The sequence below is a fragment of the Mesorhizobium sp. M0074 genome (assembly GCF_040322975.1).
Lineage (GTDB): Bacteria > Pseudomonadota > Alphaproteobacteria > Rhizobiales > Rhizobiaceae > Mesorhizobium.
Map to the genome: position 1 here is coordinate 16,805 of NZ_JAMYUM010000012.1, position 21,651 is coordinate 38,455.

20 protein-coding genes and 1 riboswitch are annotated in these 21,651 nt (G+C 64.6%); of the genes, 8 read left to right on the top strand and 12 right to left on the bottom strand.

Annotated features, from left to right (window positions below):
• The 11 genes from NKJ73_RS17420 to NKJ73_RS17470 form a co-directional block, all read right to left on the bottom strand.
• Positions 1 to 621 carry an NADH-quinone oxidoreductase subunit J gene (locus NKJ73_RS17420; RefSeq protein ID WP_023676621.1) on the bottom strand — a complete coding sequence of 207 codons (621 nt, stop codon included), beginning with the start codon at positions 619 to 621 and terminating at the stop codon, positions 1 to 3.
• A 118-nt stretch (positions 622 to 739) separates the two neighbouring features.
• Positions 740 to 1,231: an NADH-quinone oxidoreductase subunit NuoI gene (gene nuoI, locus NKJ73_RS17425; protein WP_254818109.1), complete on the bottom strand. Its 492-nt coding sequence runs from the start codon at positions 1,229 to 1,231 to the stop codon at positions 740 to 742.
• Entirely contained in the window at positions 1,231 to 2,274 is a 1,044-nt protein-coding gene (gene nuoH, locus NKJ73_RS17430) for an NADH-quinone oxidoreductase subunit NuoH (protein WP_352570379.1), read from the bottom strand. Before nuoH ends, nuoI begins: the two co-directional genes overlap by 1 nt.
• Before the next feature lie 2 nt (positions 2,275 to 2,276).
• Positions 2,277 to 4,358: an NADH-quinone oxidoreductase subunit NuoG gene (nuoG, locus tag NKJ73_RS17435; protein ID WP_352570380.1), complete on the bottom strand. Its 2,082-nt coding sequence runs from the start codon at positions 4,356 to 4,358 to the stop codon at positions 2,277 to 2,279.
• Between the two features lie 74 nt (positions 4,359 to 4,432).
• Entirely contained in the window at positions 4,433 to 5,128 is a 696-nt protein-coding gene (locus NKJ73_RS17440) for a helix-hairpin-helix domain-containing protein (RefSeq protein ID WP_352570381.1), read from the bottom strand.
• 78 nt (positions 5,129 to 5,206) lie between these two features.
• The gene (gene nuoF / locus NKJ73_RS17445) at positions 5,207 to 6,511 is read right to left on the bottom strand and encodes an NADH-quinone oxidoreductase subunit NuoF (protein WP_352570382.1); all 1,305 of its coding nucleotides are present in this window, start codon (positions 6,509 to 6,511) and stop codon (positions 5,207 to 5,209) included.
• A gap of 10 nt (positions 6,512 to 6,521) precedes the next feature.
• Positions 6,522 to 7,589 carry an NADH-quinone oxidoreductase subunit NuoE gene (gene nuoE / locus NKJ73_RS17450; protein WP_352570383.1) on the bottom strand — a complete coding sequence of 356 codons (1,068 nt, stop codon included), beginning with the start codon at positions 7,587 to 7,589 and terminating at the stop codon, positions 6,522 to 6,524.
• Entirely contained in the window at positions 7,590 to 8,780 is a 1,191-nt protein-coding gene (locus NKJ73_RS17455; RefSeq protein WP_352570384.1) for an NADH-quinone oxidoreductase subunit D, read from the bottom strand.
• 9 nt (positions 8,781 to 8,789) lie between these two features.
• Positions 8,790 to 9,395 carry an NADH-quinone oxidoreductase subunit C gene (locus NKJ73_RS17460; RefSeq protein ID WP_352570385.1) on the bottom strand — a complete coding sequence of 202 codons (606 nt, stop codon included), beginning with the start codon at positions 9,393 to 9,395 and terminating at the stop codon, positions 8,790 to 8,792.
• A 5-nt stretch (positions 9,396 to 9,400) separates the two neighbouring features.
• Positions 9,401 to 9,982 (bottom strand): NuoB/complex I 20 kDa subunit family protein, encoded by a 582-nt coding sequence (locus NKJ73_RS17465; RefSeq protein WP_023670824.1) that lies wholly within the window; start codon positions 9,980 to 9,982, stop codon positions 9,401 to 9,403.
• Positions 9,973 to 10,338, bottom strand: coding sequence for an NADH-quinone oxidoreductase subunit A (locus NKJ73_RS17470; protein WP_023798850.1), 366 nt, complete (start codon positions 10,336 to 10,338; stop codon positions 9,973 to 9,975). Before NKJ73_RS17470 ends, NKJ73_RS17465 begins: the two co-directional genes overlap by 10 nt.
• 335 nt (positions 10,339 to 10,673) lie before the next feature.
• Between NKJ73_RS17470 and NKJ73_RS17475 the strand changes: the two genes are divergently transcribed.
• From NKJ73_RS17475 to NKJ73_RS17510, 8 genes are all read left to right on the top strand, one after another.
• Positions 10,674 to 11,873: a winged helix-turn-helix domain-containing protein gene (locus tag NKJ73_RS17475; protein ID WP_352570386.1), complete on the top strand. Its 1,200-nt coding sequence runs from the start codon at positions 10,674 to 10,676 to the stop codon at positions 11,871 to 11,873.
• A 29-nt stretch (positions 11,874 to 11,902) separates the two neighbouring features.
• Positions 11,903 to 12,106, top strand: a riboswitch (cobalamin riboswitch).
• 38 nt (positions 12,107 to 12,144) lie between these two features.
• Positions 12,145 to 12,564 (top strand): DUF1636 family protein, encoded by a 420-nt coding sequence (locus tag NKJ73_RS17480; protein WP_352570387.1) that lies wholly within the window; start codon positions 12,145 to 12,147, stop codon positions 12,562 to 12,564.
• A 10-nt stretch (positions 12,565 to 12,574) separates the two neighbouring features.
• Positions 12,575 to 13,615 (top strand): cobalamin biosynthesis protein CobW, encoded by a 1,041-nt coding sequence (gene cobW, locus NKJ73_RS17485; protein ID WP_352570388.1) that lies wholly within the window; start codon positions 12,575 to 12,577, stop codon positions 13,613 to 13,615.
• A gap of 16 nt (positions 13,616 to 13,631) precedes the next feature.
• Positions 13,632 to 17,279: a cobaltochelatase subunit CobN gene (locus NKJ73_RS17490; protein WP_352570389.1), complete on the top strand. Its 3,648-nt coding sequence runs from the start codon at positions 13,632 to 13,634 to the stop codon at positions 17,277 to 17,279.
• Entirely contained in the window at positions 17,276 to 18,745 is a 1,470-nt protein-coding gene (gene cobG / locus NKJ73_RS17495) for a precorrin-3B synthase (protein ID WP_352570390.1), read from the top strand. The genes NKJ73_RS17490 and cobG overlap by 4 nt, the downstream gene beginning before the upstream one ends.
• Positions 18,742 to 19,389, top strand: coding sequence for a precorrin-8X methylmutase (locus NKJ73_RS17500; protein WP_502896706.1), 648 nt, complete (start codon positions 18,742 to 18,744; stop codon positions 19,387 to 19,389). The genes cobG and NKJ73_RS17500 overlap by 4 nt, the downstream gene beginning before the upstream one ends.
• Entirely contained in the window at positions 19,386 to 20,144 is a 759-nt protein-coding gene (locus NKJ73_RS17505) for a precorrin-2 C(20)-methyltransferase (RefSeq protein WP_352570392.1), read from the top strand. The genes NKJ73_RS17500 and NKJ73_RS17505 overlap by 4 nt, the downstream gene beginning before the upstream one ends.
• The gene (locus NKJ73_RS17510) at positions 20,141 to 20,905 is read left to right on the top strand and encodes a precorrin-3B C(17)-methyltransferase (protein WP_352570393.1); all 765 of its coding nucleotides are present in this window, start codon (positions 20,141 to 20,143) and stop codon (positions 20,903 to 20,905) included. Before NKJ73_RS17505 ends, NKJ73_RS17510 begins: the two co-directional genes overlap by 4 nt.
• Here the strand turns inward: NKJ73_RS17510 and NKJ73_RS17515 are convergent.
• Positions 20,869 to 21,651: a cobalt-precorrin-6A reductase gene (locus NKJ73_RS17515; RefSeq protein WP_352570394.1), complete on the bottom strand. Its 783-nt coding sequence runs from the start codon at positions 21,649 to 21,651 to the stop codon at positions 20,869 to 20,871. The genes NKJ73_RS17510 and NKJ73_RS17515 overlap by 37 nt on opposite strands.

The window sequence follows — 21,651 nt, forward strand, 5'->3', positions numbered from 1 at the left end:
TCAGACTCCTTCGCCCGTCTTGACCTTGCGGATTTCCACTCCGGTTGCTGCCGTGCGGCCGACCTGGGCGGCGATCGACTGCCGCTTGACGCCCGGCTTATGGCGCAGCGTCAGCACGATGGCGCCGATCATGGCGACCAGCAGCACCAGCCCCGCCACCTGGAAGTAATAGAGGTAATCCGTATAGAGGATGTCGCCGAGCGCTGCCGTGTTCGAGCGCGCGGCCAGGTCCGGAATGGGTTTCGCGACCGTCGCCGCCAGTTTCGGCGCGAATGTATAGCCGCCGAGCACGACGATCAGCTCCGCCGCCAGGATCAGCCCGACCAGCGCGCCGATCGGTGCATATTGCAGGGCGCCTTCCTTCATTTCGGCGAAGTCGACGTCGAGCATCATGACGACAAACAGGAACAGCACCAGCACCGCGCCGACATAGACGACGAGCAGGATCATCGCCAGGAACTCGGCGCCGGTCAGCATGAACAGGCCGGCGGCGTTGAAGAAGGTCAGGATCAGGAACAGCACCGAATGCACGGGATTGCGCGCCGATATGACCATGAACGCCGATGCCACCGCGACAAAGGCGAAGAGGTAGAAAAAGGCCGCCTCTAGTCCACTCAGCATGGGTTCCCCCGGGTTTCCTGTCAGAACAGGACGTTCGTCCTGTTTTTTGCCACCGCCTCCGGTCGGCAAGTTGCGTGTTCCTTAAACGAGGCCCCTCGCCCCGTCCATGCGTCAAATATCAGCGGTAAGGCGCATCCAGCGAGATGTTGCGCGCCAGCTCACGCTCCCAGCGGTCGCCATTGGCCAGGAGCCTGTCCTTGTCGTAATAAAGCTCCTCGCGCGTTTCCGTCGCGAATTCGAAATTCGGCCCCTCGACAATGGCGTCGACCGGGCAGGCTTCCTGGCAGAAGCCGCAATAAATGCATTTCACCATATCGATGTCGTAGCGCACGGTGCGCCGCGTGCCGTCGTTGCGGCGTGGGCCGGCTTCGATGGTGATGGCCTGTGCCGGGCAGATCGCCTCGCACAATTTGCAGGCGATGCAGCGTTCCTCGCCGTTCGGATAACGGCGCAGCGCATGTTCGCCACGGAAGCGCGGGCTGACCGGCCCCTTTTCATGCGGATAGTTGATCGTCTCCTTCGGCGCGAAGAACTGGCGCATCGACAGGAAGAAAGCGCCGACGAAATCCTGCAAAAGCAGTGACTTGGCGGCCTGGGATAATGCTGACATCAGGCAAACCCGGTGAGTTTGAGGAAGGCGGCGGTGGCGATCACCATGAACAGCGAGATCGGCAGGAAGACCTTCCAGCCGAGCCGCATCAACTGGTCGTAGCGGTAGCGCGGCACGAACGCCTTCACCATGGAGAACATGAAGAACACCAGGCAGACCTTGAGCACGAACCAGATGAGCCCCGGCACCCAGGTGAACGGCGCGAAGTTGAAGGGCGGCAGCCAGCCGCCGAGGAACAGGATGGTGGCCAGAGCGCACATCAGGACGACGGCGACATATTCGCCGAGGAAGAACAACAGGAACGGCGTCGAGGAATATTCGACCATATGGCCGGCGACGAGTTCCGATTCGGCTTCCACAAGGTCGAAGGGCGGCCGGTTGGTCTCGGCCAACGCCGAGATGAAGAAGACGATGAACATCGGGAACAGCGACAGCCAATGCCAGTCGAGGAAGGTGTTGGGCAGGCCGAGCCGCGTGCCCAGCCCGTCCTGTTGCGACAAGACGATGTCGGACAGGTTGAGCGAGCCGACGCAAAGCAGCACGGTGACGATGACGAAACCGATGGAGACTTCGTAGGACACCATCTGCGCCGCCGAGCGCAGCGCGCCAAGGAACGGGTATTTCGAATTGGACGCCCAGCCGCCCATGATGACGCCATAGACCTCGAGCGAGGAGATGGCGAAGACATAGAGGATGCCGACATTGACGTTGGCGATCGCCCAGCCTTCATTGACCGGGATGACCGCCCAGGCGGAGATCGCCAGCACCGCCGACACCAAGGGCGCCAGCAGGAAAACGCCCTTGTTGGCGCCGGACGGGATCACCGGTTCCTTGAAGACGAATTTCAGCAGATCGGCGAAGGCCTGCAGCGTGCCCCATGGGCCAACGACATTCGGTCCGCGGCGCAATTGCACCGCCGCCCAGATCTTGCGGTCGGCGTAAAGCACATAGGCGACGAAGATCAACAGAACGACGATCAGCACGACCGACTTCAAAAGGATCAGCAGCGCCGGCAGCACGTAGAAGGAGAAGAAGGTGTCCATGTCTACTCCGCCGCCTGCCTGAAGCCGTTCTTCGCCAAAGCCGAGCATTCGGCCATCACCGCGGAAGCCCGCGCGATCGGGTTGGTCAGGTAGAAATCCTTGACCGGCGAGGTGAAGGTGCCCTTGTTCAACCGCCCGCCGAGCTTGGCAACCCTGGCGATGTCGGCCGGGTCGCCGGCCGCGACATGATCGATGCGGGCAAGATGCGGGTATTCCGCATAGAGCTTTGCGCGTAGCTGCGGCAGCGAATCGAAAGGTAGCTTCTTGCCCAGCACATCCGACAGTGCCCGAAGGATCGCCCAGTCCTCGCGCGCTTCGCCGGGCGCAAAGCCGGCCCGGTTGGTCTGCTGCACGCGGCCCTCGGTGTTGACGAAGGTGCCCGACTTCTCGGTATAGGCGGCACCCGGCAGGATGACGTTGGCGCGATGCGCGCCCTTGTCGCCATGCGTGCCGATATAGACGACGAAAGCGCCGCCGGTCTTGGCCATGTCGATTTCGTCGGCACCGAGCAGGAACAGCACATCGGTCTCGCCGAGCATGCCGGCGACATTCCTGCCGCCCTCGCCCGGCACAAAGCCGACATCGAGGCCGCCGACCCGCGCCGCCGCGGTGTGCAGTACGGCAAAACCGTTCCAGTCGGCCCTTGCGGCATTGACGGCGACGGCGAGCTTCGCCGCCTGGCCAAGCACGGCCGCGCCGTCCGGACGCGCCAGCGCACCCTGGCCGACGATGATCAGCGGATGCGTCGCCTTCTTCAGTAGCTGGAAGAACTTGCCGTTGCCGTCGGCCAGATCCTTCAGCGATTCCGGCCCGGCGCCGAGCTGCTCATAATCATAGCGCGTATCGCCGACGTCGCCGATGACGCCGACCGGCAGATTGCCGGCCCGCCAGCGCTTGCGGATGCGGGCGTTGAGCAAGGATGCCTCGAAGCGCGGATTGGCGCCGATGATCAGCACCGCATCGGCCTGTTCGATGCCTTCGATGGTCGGGTTGAACACATAGCTCGCCCGGCCGAGCGACGGATCGAGTGCGGCGCCGTCCTGGCGGCAGTCGGTGTTCTTCGAGCCGAGCGAAGCCATCAGAAGCTTCAGCGCGTAGATCTCCTCGACGGCGGCAAGATCGCCGGCAATGGCACCGATCTTTTCGGGTGCCGCATTCGACACCGCTTCCTTGATCGCGGCAAAAGCCTCGGCCCAGCTTGCCGGGGCCAGTCTGCCATCCTTGCGCACATAGGGGCGGTCGAGGCGCTGCGTGCGCAAGCCGTCCCAGACGAAGCGGGTCTTGTCGGAAATCCATTCCTCGTTCACCGCCTCGTTGGTACGCGGCAGGATGCGCATCACTTCGCGGCCCCGGCTATCGACACGGATCGCGGAGCCGACGGCGTCCATCACGTCGATGGATTCGGTCTTGGTCAGTTCCCACGGCCGTGCCTGGAAGGCGTACGGTTTGGAGGTCAGCGCACCAACCGGGCAAAGGTCGATGACATTGCCCTGCAGTTCCGAAGTCATCGCGCTTTCGAGATAGGTGGTGATCTCGGCATCCTCGCCGCGGCCGATCAGGCCGAGCTCGGATATGCCGGCAATCTCGGTGGTGAAGCGGACGCAGCGCGTGCAATGGATGCAGCGGTTCATGATCGTCTTGACCAGCGGCCCAATATACTTGTCTTCGACCGCCCGCTTGTTCTCATGGTAGCGCGAGGAATCGACTCCGAACGCCATCGCCTGGTCCTGCAGGTCGCACTCGCCGCCCTGGTCGCAGATCGGGCAGTCCAGCGGATGGTTGATCAGCAGGAATTCCATCACGCCTTCGCGCGCCTTCTTGACCATCGGCGTGTTGGTGAAGATTTCCGGCGGCTCGCCGTTCGGGCCGGGGCGCAGGTCGCGCACGCCCATGGCGCAGGACGCCTGCGGCTTGGGCGGGCCGCCTTTCACCTCAATCAGGCACATGCGGCAATTGCCGGCGATCGACAGCCGCTCGTGGAAGCAGAAGCGCGGCACTTCTGCGCCGGCGTCCTCGGCCGCCTGCAGCAGCGTGTAATGGTCGGGTACAGTGATCTCTTTCCCGTCGACCTTGAGCTTTGCCATTTCGCCTCAAACCCCTGCGGACGTTCCGCAATCTTTCCTTCCGGGCGCAGCCGAGACCGCGCACGATATTGAATTCACTTTTTGGCCCCGGCCAACGCGGCCGCCTGACCGATCCAGCCGTCACGGCCGATGCGGCCCTTCAACGACAGGTAATCTTCGACCCAGGCGATCTCTTGCGGCGTCCACGCGACGATCTGGGCGTATGTCCAGATGCCAAGGCCGTTCAGCACCTTTTCCAGTTTCGGCCCGATGCCCGATATCGCCTTGAGGTCGGCGGGCTTGGCTGGCCGATCCATCGGCCTGGGCTGCTTGAAATCTTCCGGCATCAGCCCGGCCGACGCATCCGCTGCAACGGTGCTCGCATTCGCCAAGCTCCGCGCCGCGGTGCTCGTCGCAATGTCGGTCACATCGTTGGCGAAGGACTGCGCCTCGGCAATCAGGGTTTTGGTCGCCGCGCGCGCCTTTATCGATGAGCTTTTGCCGGTCGCGGAAACGCGTTCCGTTCGCGCCTCGAAATCCTCGGCGACCGGCTGCCAAAGCCGCTGCGAGGTTTCGGCCGCGCCCGAAAGCACGCCCATCCAGATGCCAAAGGCGTGGTTGGCAAGACCGATGCCGAGTGCCGTCATCGCCGCCGCGCCCGCGACAGGATGCGCCAGGAGATTGACGGCATTGGCCATCTCCTTCGGCATCATCCTGGTCAGATCCTGGTTCATCTTCAAGAACGGGTCCATATCGGGCGTAAAATCGTCGGGTGTCGAAAACAGCGACATAGGTGGTCTCCTGGTCGTTTCCGTCTGCCCCGCGCTCGTTTCCTCGTTTCGGGCATTCGCCCGCATTTTTGAATTCTTCTATTCCGCCGCCGCCAGCACCGGTTCGGCGCGGTGCGCGTTGCGCGAAAACTCGTCGATGCGCCGCTCCACCTCGCCGCGGAAATGCCGCATCAGGCCCTGGATCGGCCATGCTGCCGCATCGCCCAGCGCACAGATCGTGTGGCCCTCGACCTGCTTCGTCACGTCGAGCAGCATGTCGATCTCGCGCTTCTGCGCTTCGCCGCGCACCAGCCGCTCCATCACCCGCCACATCCAGCCGGTGCCTTCACGGCAGGGCGTGCACTGACCGCAGCTTTCGTGCTTGTAGAAGTAGGAAAGCCGCGCGATCGCTTTCACGATATCGGTCGATTTGTCCATGACGATGACAGCCGCCGTGCCGAGGCCCGATTTCAGATCGCGCAGCGCGTCGAAATCCATCGGCGCGTCGATGATTTGCTCGGCCGGCACCAGCGGCACCGAGGCGCCGCCCGGAATGACCGCCAGCAGATTGTCCCAGCCGCCGCGGATGCCGCCGCAATGCGCCTCGATCAGTTCGCGGAACGGGATCGACATCGCCTCTTCGACGGTGCACGGATTGTTGACGTGGCCGGAGATGCAGAACAGCTTGGTGCCGACATTGTTGGGCCGACCGAAGGACGAGAACCAGGCGGCACCGCGGCGCAGGATGGTCGGCGCGACAGCGATGGACTCGACATTGTTGACCGTCGTCGGGCAGCCATAGAGGCCGACATTGGCCGGAAATGGCGGCTTCAGCCGCGGCTGGCCCTTCTTGCCCTCGAGGCTTTCGAGCAGCGCCGTTTCCTCGCCGCAGATATAGGCGCCGGCGCCATGATGCATGTAGATGTCGAAATCGTAGCCGGAGGTGTTGTTCTTGCCGATCAGCTTGGCCGCATAGGCCTCGTCTATGGCGCGTTGCAGCGCCTCGCGCTCGCGGATGAACTCGCCGCGCACATAGATGTAGGCGGCGACCGCGCCCATGGCGAAGCCGGCAAGCAGGCAGCCTTCGACCAGCGTGTGCGGGTCGTGGCGCAGTATGTCGCGGTCCTTGCAGGTACCGGGCTCGGACTCGTCGGCATTGACGACGAGATAGCTCGGCCGGCCGTCGCTTTGTTTGGGCATGAACGACCATTTCAGCCCGGTCGGGAAACCGGCACCGCCGCGGCCGCGCAGGCCCGATGCCTTCATCTCGTTGACGATCCACTCGCGCCCCTTGGCAACGATGCCGGGCGTGTTGTCCCAGGCGCCGCGCGCCATGGCGCCGGCCAGCGACTTGTCGAAGCGGCCGTAGATGTTGTTGAAGATGCGGTCTCTGTCCTGAAGCATTGCTCGTTCCTCAGACCGGCTTCTTGCCGGTCGGCCGGCTCCTGTTTCCGGGCGACGGCTTGGCCGCCTTGGCGGCAGCCTTCGCCGGTTTGACCTTGGCCTCCGGCGCCTTGAAAGCAGACGCCGGCTCGGCCTTGTTCTTTGGGCCCTTGCGCTGTTTCGAGACGTCCTCGACCTGCGGTTCGGCCTTGTTGGCATTGGCGGCCGAATGCAGAGGCGCTGCGACGCTCGCCGCCCTTTCCGCCGCAGGCGCGACTTTCGTCGCCGACGGCGATTTCAGCGCCGGGCTGGTCTCGACCGCATCGGTTTTCGGCTTGCTGGCATTCGAGGGCGCAACCGGCGCCGGTGCAGGCGCGGCCGAAGCCGCTGGCGGAACTGGTGCTGCGGCGGCAGCCGCCGGCTCTGCATCCTTGGCGGCCTTGGTCGCCGCCCTGGTTTCCCGGTCGCGGGTCGCCTTGAGGATCGCCTTTTCGCTCTTGAGGGTCGTCAGGCCGCTGGCCGGCTCCGAGGTGATGCGGCCGTTTTGCGGTCCTGGCGTCACCGAAGCACCTTTGCCGGCGTCATAGAGGTCGATGATCTCGGCAAGCCGCTCCGGCGTCAAATCCTCATAGGTGTCCTTGAATATCATCACCATCGGTGCGTTGACGCAGGCGCCGAGGCACTCGACCTCCTCCCACGACAGCGTGCCCTTGTCGTTGGTGTGGAATTGGTCGTGATGGATTTTCGAGCGGCACACATCCATCAGCGCTTCCGAGCCGCGCAGCATGCAGGGCGTGGTGCCGCAGACCTGGATATGCGCGCGGGTACCGACCGGATTGAGCTGGTACTGCGTATAGAAGGTCGCGACTTCGAGCCCACGGATACGGGGCATGCCGAGCATGTCGGAGATCGTCTCGATCGCCGCCTTGGTCACCCAGCCTTCCTGTTCCTGCGCCAGCATCAGCAAGGGAATGATCGCGGACTGTTCGCGCCCCTTCGGATATTTCTTGATCCACTGCTTCGCCGCCGCCGCATTCGCCCGGTTGAAGGCGAAGGAGGCTGGCTGGAGGCTGGCTTCTGCGAGACGGCGGACTGACATTTAGCGATCGACCTCACCAAACACGATGTCGAGGGAGCCGAGAACGGCGGTAACGTCGGCCAACATGTGGCCGCGGCAGAGGAAATCCATGGCTTGCAGATGTGCAAAGCCTGGCGCGCGCAGCTTGCAGCGGTAGGGCTTGTTGGTGCCGTCCGAGACCAGATAGACGCCGAACTCGCCTTTCGGCGCCTCGACGGCCGCATAGACCTCGCCGGCCGGCACGCGGTAGCCTTCGGTATAGAGTTTGAAGTGATGGATCAGCGCTTCCATCGAGCGCTTCATCGCCTGGCGCTTTGGCGGCACCACCTTGCCGTCGAGGTTAGACACCGGTCCGCTGCCTTCCTTGCCGAGCAACAGGTCGACGCACTGGCGCATGATTTTTGCCGACTGCCGCATCTCTTCCATGCGCACCAGATAACGGTCGAAACAGTCGCCGTTCTTGCCGATCGGAATGTCGAAATCCAGCTCGGCATAGCATTCGTAAGGCTGCGATTTGCGCAGGTCCCACGGCGCGCCCGAGCCGCGCACCATGACGCCGGAAAAACCCCAGGCCCAGGCGTCCGCCAAGGAGACGGTGGCAATGTCGACATTGCGCTGCTTGAAGATACGGTTGCCGGTCAAAAGCGCGTCGAGATCGTCGACCGATTTCAGGAATGGGTCGATCCACTTGCCGATGTCCTCGATCAGCTTCTGCGGCAGATCCTGATGCACGCCCCCGGGGCGGAAATAGGCAGCATGCATGCGCGAGCCCGAGGCGCGCTCATAGAACACCATTAGCTTTTCGCGCTCGACAAAGCCCCACAGCGGCGGCGTCAGCGCGCCGACATCCATCGCCTGCGTCGTCACATTGAGGATGTGCGACATGATGCGGCCGATCTCGGAGTAGAGAACTCGGATCAACTGCCCCCGCTTCGGCACCTCGATACCGAGCAGCCGCTCCGCGGCAAGCGCGAAGGCATGCTCCTGGTTCATCGGCGCGCAATAGTCGAGCCGGTCGAGATAGGGCACGGCCTGCAGGTAAGTCTTATGCTCGATCAGCTTTTCCGTGCCGCGATGCAACAGCCCGATATGCGGATCGACGCGATCGACGACTTCGCCGTCGAGTTCTAGAACCAACCGCAAAACACCATGGGCAGCAGGGTGCTGAGGCCCAAAGTTGATATTGAAGTTGCGAACGGAAGTCTCAGCCATTTTGGCGTCTCAATTCGTCTTGGCTTTTTCGTCGCCTGGAAGGACGTAATCCGTCCCCTCCCAAGGGCTGAGAAAATCGAAATTGCGGAATTCCTGTTTGAGCTCGACCGGCTCGTAGATGACGCGCTTGGCTTCGTCGTCGTAACGCACCTCGACGAAGCCGGTCAGCGGAAAGTCCTTGCGCAGCGGATGGCCTTCAAAGCCGTAATCGGTCAGAATCCGCCGCAGATCCGGATGGCCTGAAAACAGCACGCCGTAGAGATCGTAGGTCTCGCGCTCGAACCAGTCGGCGCCGGGATAAATCCCGGTGATCGACGGCACGAGCGTCTCTTCGTCGGCCTGGACCTTGATGCGGACGCGGATATTCTGTCTCGGCGACAGCAAATGATAGACCACGTCGAAGCGCTTTGCCCGCGACGGATAATCGGCGCCGCAAACGTCGATGATCGAGATGAACTGGCATTTCGGATCGTCGCGCAGGAAGGTGACCACCTCGATCAGGTCGCGCGGCTCGACTGGGATGGTGAGTTCGCCATAGGCGAATACCGCCTCGCCGATCCGGCCGACCAGTTTCTCGCCGAGATAGGTCGAGAGATCATTCAACGCCTGGGTCATGCCGCTCACCGCTCTATCGTGCCGGTGCGGCGGATCTTCTTCTGCAGCAGAAGGATGCCGTAGAGCAGTGCTTCGGCGCTCGGCGGACAGCCGGGCACGTAGATGTCGACCGGCACGATGCGGTCGCAGCCGCGCACCACAGAATAGGAATAATGATAATAGCCGCCGCCATTGGCGCAGGAGCCCATCGAGATGACGTAGCGCGGCTCCGGCATCTGATCGTAGACCTTGCGCAGCGCCGGCGCCATCTTGTTGGTCAGCGTGCCGGCGACGATCATGATGTCCGACTGGCGCGGGGACGCGCGCGGCGCGACACCGAACCTCTCCGAGTCATAGCGCGGCATCGACGTATGGATCATCTCGACGGCGCAGCAGGCGAGGCCAAACGTCATGAACATCAGCGAGCCGCTGCGCGCCCAGGTGATCAGCGCCTCGGTCGAGGTGACGAGAAAGCCCTTGTCGGCGAGCTCGTTGTTGATCTCCAGGAAGAATGGATCGTCGGACCCGACCGGCCTGCCGGTGTTGGGGTCGATGAGGCCCTTGGGCTTCGGCGCGACGAGCGTACCGGAACTGTCGTTCAATCCCATTCCAGCGCTCCTTTTTTCCATTCATAGGCAAAGCCGATGGTCAGCACCGCCAAAAACACCATCATCGACCAGAAACCGAGCATGCCGATCTGACTGAACGACACCGCCCAAGGAAACAGGAAGGCCACCTCCAGATCGAAGATGATGAACAGGATCGACACCAGGTAGAAGCGGATATCGAACTTCATGCGGGCGTCGTCGAACGAGTTGAAGCCGCACTCATAGGCGGAAAGCTTTTCCGGATCGGGGTTGCGATAGGCCACCAGGAAGGGTGCGGCGAGCAGCGCCAGTCCGACGACCAGCGCCACGCCGATGAACAGGACGATGGGCAGGTACGAACTCAACAATGCGTTCATTCTGCAGCTTTCCGTTGCGGCCAATCCACTCTGATTACAGCACCGGACCCACTTGCGGAAGCGTGACAGTTTAACCACTGAACCGTTTTAAGGGGGCTCTATGCTGCAACGCGGCGAGGGTTAGCGCAGCGCTTTCGGCGAAGCAAGTCAAACCTTGTTCAAATCGCGGTGCTGGACGGCATATCCGGGAAAACTGGTCCGATCCGCTCCTGTTTGATTTCCTTCACTTTTTACTCCACTTTTCTCTCCTGACATGGATGCCGCCAAAACCCTGCTAGCATGGCACGGAATCGCAGGTCATTTTCTCTGTCCAAAATCGTCCGGATGCCGCCTTCATGAAGGAAAAAATCTCGCTTGCCATGGCCCGTCGCATCGCGCTGGCGGCACAGGGATTCAATGACCCGCGACCCACCGGTACACCCGACCGCCGGCATCTGGCCCGCGTGCTTGCCCGTACCGGCCTGCTGCAGATCGATTCCGTCAGCGCCGTGGTGCGCGCCCATTATATGCCGCTTTATTCGCGGCTTGGCCCCTACAAGCTGGCGTTGCTCGACAACGCCGCCGTAACGCGCAAGCGCATGGTCTTCGAATATTGGGCGCATGAAGCCTCGTTCTTGCCGGTCGAGACCTATCCGCTGATGCGCTGGCGCATGCAGCGGGCCCAGCGCGGCGACGAAATGTACAGCGGGCTGGCCAAATGGGGCCGCAAGCACGCCGCCTATATCGAAGACATCTATCGCGAGGTCGCCGAACGAGGCCCGATCGCGGCGTCGGCTTTCGAAGGGCAGAAGGGTTCGGGCGGCTGGTGGGGCTGGAGCCATGCCAAGCATGCCTTCGAGTGGCTGTTCTGGGCCGGCCGCATCACCACTGCGCATCGCCGCGGCTTCGAGCGGTTCTACGATCTGCCGGAGCGCGTGCTGCCGCCAACAATACTGAGTCTGCCAACGCCCTCCCCCGAAGACGCTCACCGCGAATTGCTGCGCATCTCCGCCCGCGCCCATGGCGTCGCCACGGCAAGCGACCTGCGCGATTATTTCCGCCTCTCGCCCGCCGACATCAAGGGCCGCATCGAGGAGTTGGTCGAGGCCGGCGACCTGTTGCCGGTGAGCGTCGAAGGCTGGAACAAAACAGCCTATCTCCACAAGGACGCCCGTTTGCCGCGCAAGATCGAGGCGCGCGCGTTGCTCGCGCCGTTCGATCCTGTCGTCTTCGAGCGGTCGCGCACCGAGCGGTTGTTCGACTTCCACTACCGCATCGAGATCTACACGCCGGCCGAAAAGCGCCGGTATGGCTATTACGTGCTGCCGTTCCTGCTCGGCGACAGCATCGTCGGGCGTGTCGACCTCAGGGCCGACCGCCCGGCCGGCGTCTTGCGCGTCCATGCCGCCTATGCGGAGCCCGGCGCCCCGCCGCAAACTGCAGCCGCCCTTTTCGAGGAATTGAAGCAGATGCAGGGCTGGCTCGGGCTTGAGCGCATCGAGGTGACGGCTGCCGGCGACCTCGGCCGGCCGCTCGCGGATATCGCCGCGTCATAGACGTGCGTTGACACGACTACCCCCACAAGCCTAAATCCGTTCCAGACGGTCCCCTGCCCGCAACGGCAAGGGCCAAGAGGGAATGCGGTGCGAAATCTCGATTTCAAATCCGCGGCTGTCCCCGCAACTGTAAGCGACGAGCCTCGGCCGAAAACCACTGGGATGTTCCCGGGAAGGCGGCACCCAGGCGATGACCCGCGAGCCAGGAGACCTGCCGTCTAGGACATAAGAATCCGATCGCCTGGCGGGTTTTCCGGGCAAGGAGCCTGATTTGGAACGCGACAGCAGTTTTCCGGCTGAGACAGCGGATTTATTGTCCGGCCATGGTGATTCCCCGGCCGGCGTTACCGTCATCGTCTGCTCGTCCTGCCGTGACGAGACCGGTTCGGACGCTCATCCGCGCGCCGGCGAACTGCTCGCAGAGGACACGCGCCGCGCCGCTGGCGGCGAAAACATCAAAATCCGCACCGTCGAATGCCTCGGCAATTGCAAGCGCCGGCTCAGCGCGGCCATGCTGCGCGACGGCTGCTGGAGTTACGTCTTCGGTGATCTGACCACGACCAGCGGCGCCGATCTCGTCACCGGGGCAAAGCTGTTCGCCACCTCGACGGATGGGCTCATTCCATGGCGCGGCCGTCCCGATTGCCTGAAGCGCGGCCTGGTTGCCCGCATCCCTCCCCTTGACCTTTGAAGGACCTGACATGACCGCTGCCTCCCTTTCGCGCGTTCCCTGCACCGTGGTCACCGGCTTTCTCGGCGCCGGCAAGACGACGTTGATCCGCCATTTGCTCGAAAACGCCAAAGGCAAGCGCCTGGCCATCATCGTCAACGAGTTCGGCGACATCGGCATCGACGGCGATATCCTGAAGGGCTGCGGCATCGACACCTGCCCCGAGGAAAACATCGTCGAGCTGGCCAATGGTTGCATCTGCTGCACCGTCGCCGATGATTTCGTCCCGGCGCTGGACCAGATCCTGTCGCTGACGCCGAGGGTCGACCACATCCTGATCGAGACATCCGGCCTCGCTTTGCCCAAGCCGCTGGTCCAAGCCTTCCAGTGGCCGTCGGTGAAAAGCCGCGTGACGGTCGACGGCGTCATTGCCGTGGTCGACGGACCGGCGCTGGCTGATGGCCGCGTAGCCAACGACATGGACGCCCTGCAGGCGCAGCGCGCGCAGGACGAGACGCTTGACCATGACGATCCGGTCGAGGAGGTGTTCGAAGACCAGCTCGCTTGCGCCGACCTGATCATATTGTCGAAGAGCGACCTGATGGACGCCGCCGGCTCGGCCCGCGCCAATGCCGTCATCGGCAAGCACGTGGCGCGCGCGGTGAAGATCGTACCGACTTCGCAAGGCAAGGTCGACCCGTCGGTGCTGCTCGGCCTCGGCCTCGCCGTCGAGGACGACATCGAGAACCGCAAGACCCATCACGACGACGAACTCGACCACGAGCATGACGATTTCGATTCGTTCGTCATCGACATCGCGTCGGTGTCCAACCCGGACGAGTTGGCACAGCGCGTCGCCACGGCTGCGGAGGAAGAAAACGTGCTGCGCGTCAAGGGTTTCGTCGAGGTCGGTGGTAAGCCGATGCGGCTCTTGCTGCAGGCGGTCGGTCCGCGCGTCAACCATTATTACGACCGCGCCTGGACCGCAGAAGACGATCGCCGCTCGCGCCTCGTCGTCATCGGACTGAAAGGGCTGAACCGCCCGGCCATCGAGCGTATCCTCGCCGGCTGACAAAGCACGAACCGCGATGCACATCCTCACCACCACATCCGCCTCGCTCGACGATCTCGCCGAGCCTGTCGATCTCAGGCAAACGCCTGCGGATGTCGTGGCGCTGTCCCTCACCGACAGCGACCTGGCCGGGCTGGCGGCGGCGTGGAAGGCAGATGCGCACCGCCTGCCGTCGATGCGGCTCGCCGCCTTGCGCGACCTGCGCCATCCGATGTCCGTCGATCTGTGGATCGACAGCGTCGCCCGCCACGCCAAGGTCATTCTGGTCCGCATCCTCGGCGGCTATGACTGGTGGCGCTATGGCTGCGACCAGCTCGCCGTTATCGCGCGAAATCGCGGTATCAAGCTGGCGCTCCTACCGGGCGAGAGCCACGACGAGGATTTGCGACTGATCGAAGGCTCGACGCTGCCGCGCGAGGAGTTGGACGCCCTGCTTGGCTATTTCCGCGAGGGCGGGCCGGCAAATATGACGGCGCTGGTGCAGAGGCTGGCAAGTCTCGCTGGATCGGGTGCGGCGGTAGCCGAACCTGTTAGCGTGCCAAAGGCGGGATTTTACGAGCCGGGACTGGGGGTCGTAGAACGCGGCGTCCCCCTCCCCCTCGAGGGGAGGGTCCGGCCGCAGGCCGGGGGTGGGGGCCTCTCCGAAGCGCGCCTACACAAAACGTCGCGCACTGCCGTGACGACCCCACCCGGCCCTGCGGGCCACCCTCCCCTCGAGGGGGAGGGGGACGTCGTGCCAATTCTCTTCTACCGTTCGATGCTGCTCGCCGCCGATGTCGCGCCCATCGACGCGCTTTTCGAAGCCCTGCGCCATCGCGGCATGGCTCCCGTGCCTATGTTCGTCTCCAGCCTCAAGGACCCGGCGTCGCTCGCCTTTGTCGAAACCGCGCTCGCAACCCTGAAGCCTGCCGCCACCATCACCGCCACAGCTTTCGCCTCGGGTGCCGAGCCCGGTGTCGAAACCCTGTTCGACCGCGCCGGCGTGCCGGTGTTCCAGGTCATCGTCGCGACCACCCGCCGCGACATCTGGCAAACCAATCAGCGCGGCCTGGCGCCCGCCGACCTTGCCATGCATGTCGTCCTGCCCGAGCTCGACGGCCGCATCCTGGCCGGCGCCATTTCATTCAAGGGCGAAAGCGAAACCGACCCGGCGCTGGCCTTCCGCGCCTTCGCCAACCGGCCTGAGCCCGACCGCGTGGCGCAAGTGGCGAACCGTGTCGAGGCCTTCGTGCGCCTGCAGCGGACGCCGCGTTCGGAGCGCAAGCTCGCCATCCTGATCCCCGACTATCCGAGCGCCCCCGGTCGCACCGGCTACGCGGTTGGTCTCGACGTGCCGTCCAGCGTGCTGGCAATGCTGCACGACCTGAGCGAACAGGGCTACGCCGTTGAAAGGATTCCGCAAACGCCGCGCGAGTTGCTAGAGGTGCTGGAGCGTGGAGGTGAAGGGTTGGGGTTTGAGGACTATCTCGGGTACTCGGCGGAATTGCCTGCTGAAGCGATAGCTGCCGTGACGGCCGCATGGGGGAATGCGGCAGATGAGACAAGTTTGTGCGAGGCACCCCCCTCTGTCCTGCCGGACATCTCCCCCTCAAGGGGGGAGATTGGCAGTTCCGCCACCGGCTCTCCCTTAAGGCCCTCGGTAATTGGCGAAAGCAGAGACAACAGCGCAATCTCCCCCCTTGAGGGGGAGATGTCCGGCAGGACAGAGGGGGGTGTTCAAGCGCCTGCCGCCGCAAAATTCGCCTTCCGCGCAGCCACCTTCGGCAACGTCACCGTGGCACTCGCACCTGACCGCGGGCGCTCAGCCGACCGCCGCGCCGACTATCACGACCCGACGCTGCCGCCGCGCCATGCGCTGGTCGCCTTTGGCCTCTGGCTGCGCAAGTCGCTCGGCATCCATGCAATTGTCCATGTCGGCGCCCATGGCACGCTGGAGTGGCTGCCCGGCAAGACCGTGGCGCTCAGCGAAAACTGCTTTCCCGAGATAGTCACCGGTCCCCTGCCCGTCATCTATCCCTTCATCGTCTCCAACCCGGGAGAGGCAGCGCAGGCCAAGCGGCGCATTGCCGCCGTCACGCTCGGCCATCTGCCGCCGCCGCTGACCGGCGCCGGGCTGGACGAAAACCAGCACAGGCTTGAACGACTGGTTGACGAATATGCCCAGGCCGACGGGCTCGACCGCCGCCGCCGCGACCGCCTGGCGAAGCTGATCGTCGAGACGGCGGAAAAGACCGGCCTCGCCTCAGAGGCAGGCGTCGCCAGGACCGACGCAGCCGACGAGGCCTTGCGCCGCATCGACGCCTGGCTCTGCGATCTCAAGGATTTCGCCATCAAGGACGGCCTGCACATTTACGGCCGCTCGCCGGAAGGCGAGGCTGATCCGGTACGGCGGCAAAGTGCGGCAGCTGAAAAAACCGCGCTGCTTGCCGCCCTCGATGGCCGCCACGTCGCTGCCGGTCCGGCCGGTGCGCCGGCGCGTGGCCGGAGCGATGTGCTGCCCACCGGCCGCAATTTGTTTACCGCCGACCCGCGCACCATGCCGACGCCGACCGCCTATGATCTGGGCAAGGTGGCAGCGGAAGAAGTGGTCCGCAGCTACATGCAATCGCATGGCGACTGGCCGCGCTCGCTGGTCATCGACCTGTGGGGCTCGGCCTCGCTGCGCACCGGCGGTGAGGAGATCGCGCAAGGCCTGGCGCTGATGGGCTGCCGGCCGCAATGGGATTCCGCCACCGGCCGCATCACCGGCATAGATGTGCTGCCGCCGGCAACACTCGGCCGTCCGCGCATCGATGTCACCTGGCGCATATCGGGCCTGTTCCGCGACATGTTCCCGACCCAGATCGCGCTGATCGACGCCGCGGCCAACGCGGTGGCGACCCGCGACGAGGATGATTCGGAAAACCCGCTCGCCGCTAGGACCCGCATCGACGGCAAGATCAGCCCGCGCATTTTCGGCACCTCGCCGGGCACTTACGGCGCGGGCGTCGAGGACTTGTTGTCGAGCGGCGACTGGGCCGCGCGCGAAGAGATCGGCCGCACCTATCTCGCCGCCACCTCGCACGCCTATGGCGGCTCCGAGGGCAAAGGCATTTCGGCGCCCGGCGCGTTCGAGGATCGCCTCGCCGAGGCCGATCTTCTGGTTCATACCGGCGACGACCCCGGCCGCGACATCCTCGAAGGCTCGGCCGACGTCGCCTTCATCGGCGGCTTTTCGGCAGCACTTGCCGCGCTCGGCAAAAACGCCGACGTGATCGTGCTCGACACCACGGACCCGCAAAGACCGAAGCCGCGCTCGATCAGTGAGGCCGTGTCGCGCGTCGTGCGGGCACGCGCCGTCAATCCGCGCTTCATCGCCGGCCAGATGCGTCATGGCCCGCGCGGCGCCTCGGAATTCGCCGAGACGGTCGACCGGCTTGTCGGCTTTGCTGAGACTACCCATGCCATATCGGGCACGCTGATCGAGGCGGTGCACGACGCCTATCTTGGCGACCCCGTGGTGCGCGCCTTCATACTGCGCGAGAACCCGGCGGCGGCGAAGGTGATTGCCGAGCGTTTGCTGTCGGCACGGCGGCGCGGGCTCTGGCATCCGCTGCGCAATTCGATCGATGACGATCTCGCCGCACTGATTGCCGAAGCGCAAGCTCTGGGAGTGGCGGCATGAACGCTTTCTCGCGCCGTGGCGCCTGCCCTGCCTTGTCCGCGCCGATGCAGACCGGCGACGGGCTGCTGGTGCGGCTCAATCCGGTCGCTGGAGGACTGTTGCCGAAATCGTTGATCGGACTCTGCGAATCTGCCTTGCGCCATGGCAACGGTATCATGGAAGTGACCGCCCGCGGCAGCCTGCAGATCCGCGGCCTGACGTCGGCAAGCGCGCGGCTGCTGGCGATGGAGGTCGATGCGCTCGGCATCGCGGTGCGCACCGGCGTGCCGGTCGAGACCGGCCCGCTGGCCGGGCTCGACCAGGAGGAGATAGCCGACCCGCGCCCAATGGCGCAGCGGATTCGGGCGGCAATTGAGGACGCCGGTGTTACGCAACGGCTTGGCCCGAAGGTGTCGGTGATTGTTGACGGCGGCGGGCAGCTGACAATGGATGCGGTTACGGCCGATGTCAGGCTGGTCGGGGTGCGGGCCGCCGACGGAATTAAGTGGCGGGTATCGCTCGCCGGAGATGCGCAGGGTGCCACGCCGCTGGCGATGTCCGAGGAAGATGCGGCTTGTGACATCGCCGTCGCCATTCTCAGGATGGTTGCCGAAAAGGGCCGCGATGCCCATGCGCGGGATTTGACGGCGAGGCAGCTGAGATCTCTCGCAAGTTGGCGATCCGTCGCGCCCCCCTCTGTCCTGCCGGACATCTCCCCCACAAGGGGGGAGATCGGCAGCTTCGCCGGCGGCTTCCCCCCAGCACCTTCGGCGATTGGCGAAATCGGAGACGAAGGCGCAATCTCCCCCCTAGAGGGGGAGATGTCCGGCAGGACAGAGGGGGGCGCGAAGGATCGCCGGCCCATCGGAGTTTTCGATCTGGCAGCCGGCAGTACCTCCCTCGGCATCGGCCTGCCGTTCGGCAGCATACCAGCGCAAAAACTTATCGATCTCACCCAATACGCCCTCATCCTCGGCACCACCGAAATCCGTCTGGCGCCGGGTCGCACGCTGCTTTTGCTTGGCCTCTCCCCAGCCGCATGTCTTTCACTCCAGAAAACCGCCGCAACCCTCGGCTTCGTCACCGACGCAGCCGATCCGCGCACCAGGATCGCCGCCTGCCCGGGTGCTTCCGCCTGTGCCTCGGGCCGCATCGCGACACGCAACATCGCCGAGACCATCGCCGTGGAAGACCGCGATATCCTCGATTCCTCGCTGACGCTGCACATCTCCGGCTGCGCCAAGGGTTGCGCCCATCCCGGTCCGGCGGCGCTGACCCTGGTCGGTGGCGAAAACGGAGCCGGACTTGTCGTGGACGGGACGGCAAAGGCATTGCCCGCCGGATACAGGCCGGGCTACGACGCCGCGCACGGCATCGGCCGCGTTGCAGCGATGATCCGCAGCGCACGACATTCCGGCGAAACCGCTGCCGCCTGCCTGGCAAGGCTCGGCGCGGCCGGCATCACCGAAATCTACCGACAGGAATGAGCATGCCCGCCCAGAACGCCTACGACTACATCCATGACGGCACGGCGATCTACGAGCGCTCCTTCGCCATTATCCGCGCCGAGGCCGACCTGTCGCGCTTTTCCGAAGCCGAGGCCGAAATCGCTATCCGCATGATCCACGCCTGCGGCCAGGTCGATGCTTGCAGGCACTTCGTTTTCTCGAGCGATTTCGTCGCCGCTGCGCGCACGGCGCTGGGGGCCGGCGCGCCGATCTTCTGCGACGCGCAGATGGTCTCGCATGGCGTCACGCGCGCCCGGCTTCCGGCCGGCAACGAGGTGATCTGTACGCTGCGCGATCCGCGGACCGCCGACATCGCGAAAAAGATCGGCAACACCCGCTCGGCCGCGGCGATCGACCTGTGGGGCGAGCGCATGGCCGGTTCGGTCGTCGCCATCGGCAATGCGCCGACAGCCCTTTTCTATCTGCTGGAGAAGCTGCGCGACGGCGCCCCGAAGCCGGCGGCGATCATCGGCATGCCGGTCGGGTTTGTCGGCGCCGCTGAATCGAAGGATGCGCTGGCCGAAAATTCCTATGGCGTGCCTTACGCCATCGTGCGCGGCCGGCTGGGCGGCAGCGCCATGACCGCCGCCGCCCTCAATGCATTGGCGAGGCCGGGCCTATGAATGCGATTGCAAAAGGCAGGCTTGTCGGCGTCGGCACCGGACCCGGCGACCCGGAACTCTTGACGCTGAAGGCAGTGCGCGCGCTGGCCGAGGCCGATGTCGTCGCGCATTTCGCTAAGCGCGGCAACAACAGCAACGCCCGGGCCATCGTCGAAACCCATTTTCGCTCCGATTTGATTGAACTGCCGCTGCTCTATCCGGTGACGACCGAAATCGACAAGGATCACAGCGATTACCGCTCGCAGATCACCGATTTCTACGAGGAATCGGCCGAAAAGGTCGCCGCGCACCTCAGCGCCGGCAGGATGGTCGCTGTGCTTTCGGAAGGCGACCCGCTTTTCTACGGCTCCTACATGCATCTCCATGTCCGGCTGGCGCACCGCTTCCCGACCGAAGTCATTCCCGGCATCACCGCCATGTCCGGCTGCTGGTCGGCGACCGGCCTGCCGATCGTCCAGGGCGACGACGTACTGACCGTATTGCCCGGCACCATGAGCGAATTCGAGCTGATGCGCCGCCTCGCCGACACCGACGCCGCCGTGATCATGAAGGTCGGCCGCAACCTGCCCAAGATCAAGCGCGCGCTGGAGGCAACCGACAAGCTGGCGCGGGCCATCTATGTCGAGCGCGGCACCATGCCGGGCGGTGTCTCGATGCGGCTTGCCGACAAAAAGGATGGCCAGGCGCCTTATTTCGCCATCGTGCTGGTGGCCGGCTGGTCGGGCCGGCCAAACGCATTGAGAGCCGAAGCATGAGCGGCCGCCTCACCGTCATCGGCCTCGGGCCCGGCGACGCCGACCAGGTGACGCCGGAGGCAAGCCGCGCCGTTGCCGAGGCAAAATTCTTCTATGGCTACAAGCCTTATCTTGACCGGCTCGATCTGCGCCCCGACCAGATTCGCGTCGCTTCCGACAATCGCGAGGAACTCGCGCGCGCCAAGGACGCGCTGCTGAAGGCTGCGGAAGGCCACGATGTCGCCGTCGTGTCGGGCGGCGATCCCGGCGTCTTCGCCATGGCCGCGGCCGTCTGCGAGGCGATAGAGGCGGGCCCACCCGAATGGCGCGCGGTCGACATCGCCATCGTGCCCGGTATCACCGCCATGCTCGCCGTCGCCGCCCGCATCGGCGCGCCGCTCGGCCACGATTTCTGCGCCATATCGCTGTCCGACAATCTGAAGCCGTGGGACCTGATCGAGCTACGCCTGCTGGCGGCAGCGGGCGCCGGCTTCGTCATCGCGCTCTACAACCCGATCAGTAAGGCGCGCCCATGGCAGCTAGGCCGCGCCTTCGAATGCCTTGCTGCGATCCTGCCCGGCACCACGCCGGTGATCTTCGGCCGTGCCGCCGGCCGTCCCGACGAGCGCATCGAGGTTTTTCTGCTGGCGGACGCCGATGCCGCGAAGGCCGACATGGCGACCTGCATCATCATCGGCTCGCCGGAAACCAGGATCATCAAGCGGGGTGACAAGGCCGCGCTGGTCTACACGCCGCGTTCGGCAGCTGGCCCAAGAACATGACCGACCAGAAAATGATCGACCATCGCGGCAAGAGATTCGACGGTCTCAGCCGACGTGACGTCCGGCAGCGCCGGCCTGCGGATCATCACCACCTCGATTCCCAGCGCTCGCGCGGCCGCGATCTTGCCGTAGGTTGCCTCGCCGCCGCTGTTTTTGGAAACAACGACTTCGATGTGGTGTTGCAGAAGCAGGGCATGTTCGTCGACTTCCCGAAACGGCCCGCGCGCCAAGAGATAGGTCGCGTCGGGCACAGCGAGCCTGGGCTCGACCGGGTCGACACTGCGGATGAGATAATGATGCTGGGGAGCGGCCTTGAAGGCAGCGACCTCCTGTCGCCCGAGCGCCAGGAATACGCGGCGCGGCACCGATCCCAAAGCCGTCACCGCGCTGGCAACGGTGTCGACCAACATCCAGCGATCACCTTCGACCGCCTCCCATCCGGGACGCCTGAGCGTAACGATAGGCACGCCGGTCATGCGCGCTGCTTCCGCCGCATTGGCGGAGATTCGCGCCGCATAGGGATGCGTGGCGTCGATCAGCAGGTCGATCTTGTTCTGGCGGAGATACGCCGCCAGCCCGCCGGCACCGCCGAAGCCGCCGACCCGCACCGGCACCCCCTGCGCGGCCGGGTTTTCGGTGCGGCCGGCCAGCGACAGTATGACCGAAATATCCGGGCGCGCGGCCAGCTTTCCGGCCATTTGCCGGGCTTCGGTGGTTCCGCCGAGGATCAGAATGCAGTGGGTCAT

What these genes read in the sequence shown, in the direction of transcription:
- NKJ73_RS17500 (WP_502896706.1), top strand. Translation starts at nt 18,742, where the DNA reads ATGAGCATGCCCGCCCAGAACGCCTACGACTACATCCATGACGGCACG.
- nuoH (WP_352570379.1), bottom strand. Translation starts at nt 2,274, where the DNA reads ATGGACACCTTCTTCTCCTTCTACGTGCTGCCGGCGCTGCTGATCCTT.
- nuoI (WP_254818109.1), bottom strand. Translation starts at nt 1,231, where the DNA reads ATGTCAGCATTATCCCAGGCCGCCAAGTCACTGCTTTTGCAGGATTTC.
- NKJ73_RS17475 (WP_352570386.1), top strand. Translation starts at nt 10,674, where the DNA reads ATGAAGGAAAAAATCTCGCTTGCCATGGCCCGTCGCATCGCGCTGGCG.
- nuoE (WP_352570383.1), bottom strand. Translation starts at nt 7,589, where the DNA reads ATGTCAGTCCGCCGTCTCGCAGAAGCCAGCCTCCAGCCAGCCTCCTTC.
- NKJ73_RS17420 (WP_023676621.1), bottom strand. Translation starts at nt 621, where the DNA reads ATGCTGAGTGGACTAGAGGCGGCCTTTTTCTACCTCTTCGCCTTTGTC.
- NKJ73_RS17455 (WP_352570384.1), bottom strand. Translation starts at nt 8,780, where the DNA reads ATGGCTGAGACTTCCGTTCGCAACTTCAATATCAACTTTGGGCCTCAG.
- cobW (WP_352570388.1), top strand. Translation starts at nt 12,575, where the DNA reads ATGACCGCTGCCTCCCTTTCGCGCGTTCCCTGCACCGTGGTCACCGGC.
- NKJ73_RS17490 (WP_352570389.1), top strand. Translation starts at nt 13,632, where the DNA reads ATGCACATCCTCACCACCACATCCGCCTCGCTCGACGATCTCGCCGAG.
- NKJ73_RS17440 (WP_352570381.1), bottom strand. Translation starts at nt 5,128, where the DNA reads ATGTCGCTGTTTTCGACACCCGACGATTTTACGCCCGATATGGACCCG.
- cobG (WP_352570390.1), top strand. Translation starts at nt 17,276, where the DNA reads ATGAACGCTTTCTCGCGCCGTGGCGCCTGCCCTGCCTTGTCCGCGCCG.
- NKJ73_RS17510 (WP_352570393.1), top strand. Translation starts at nt 20,141, where the DNA reads ATGAGCGGCCGCCTCACCGTCATCGGCCTCGGGCCCGGCGACGCCGAC.
- NKJ73_RS17460 (WP_352570385.1), bottom strand. Translation starts at nt 9,395, where the DNA reads ATGACCCAGGCGTTGAATGATCTCTCGACCTATCTCGGCGAGAAACTG.
- nuoF (WP_352570382.1), bottom strand. Translation starts at nt 6,511, where the DNA reads ATGCTTCAGGACAGAGACCGCATCTTCAACAACATCTACGGCCGCTTC.
- nuoG (WP_352570380.1), bottom strand. Translation starts at nt 4,358, where the DNA reads ATGGCAAAGCTCAAGGTCGACGGGAAAGAGATCACTGTACCCGACCAT.
- NKJ73_RS17470 (WP_023798850.1), bottom strand. Translation starts at nt 10,338, where the DNA reads ATGAACGCATTGTTGAGTTCGTACCTGCCCATCGTCCTGTTCATCGGC.
- NKJ73_RS17515 (WP_352570394.1), bottom strand. Translation starts at nt 21,651, where the DNA reads ATGACCCACTGCATTCTGATCCTCGGCGGAACCACCGAAGCCCGGCAA.
- NKJ73_RS17465 (WP_023670824.1), bottom strand. Translation starts at nt 9,982, where the DNA reads ATGGGATTGAACGACAGTTCCGGTACGCTCGTCGCGCCGAAGCCCAAG.
- NKJ73_RS17505 (WP_352570392.1), top strand. Translation starts at nt 19,386, where the DNA reads ATGAATGCGATTGCAAAAGGCAGGCTTGTCGGCGTCGGCACCGGACCC.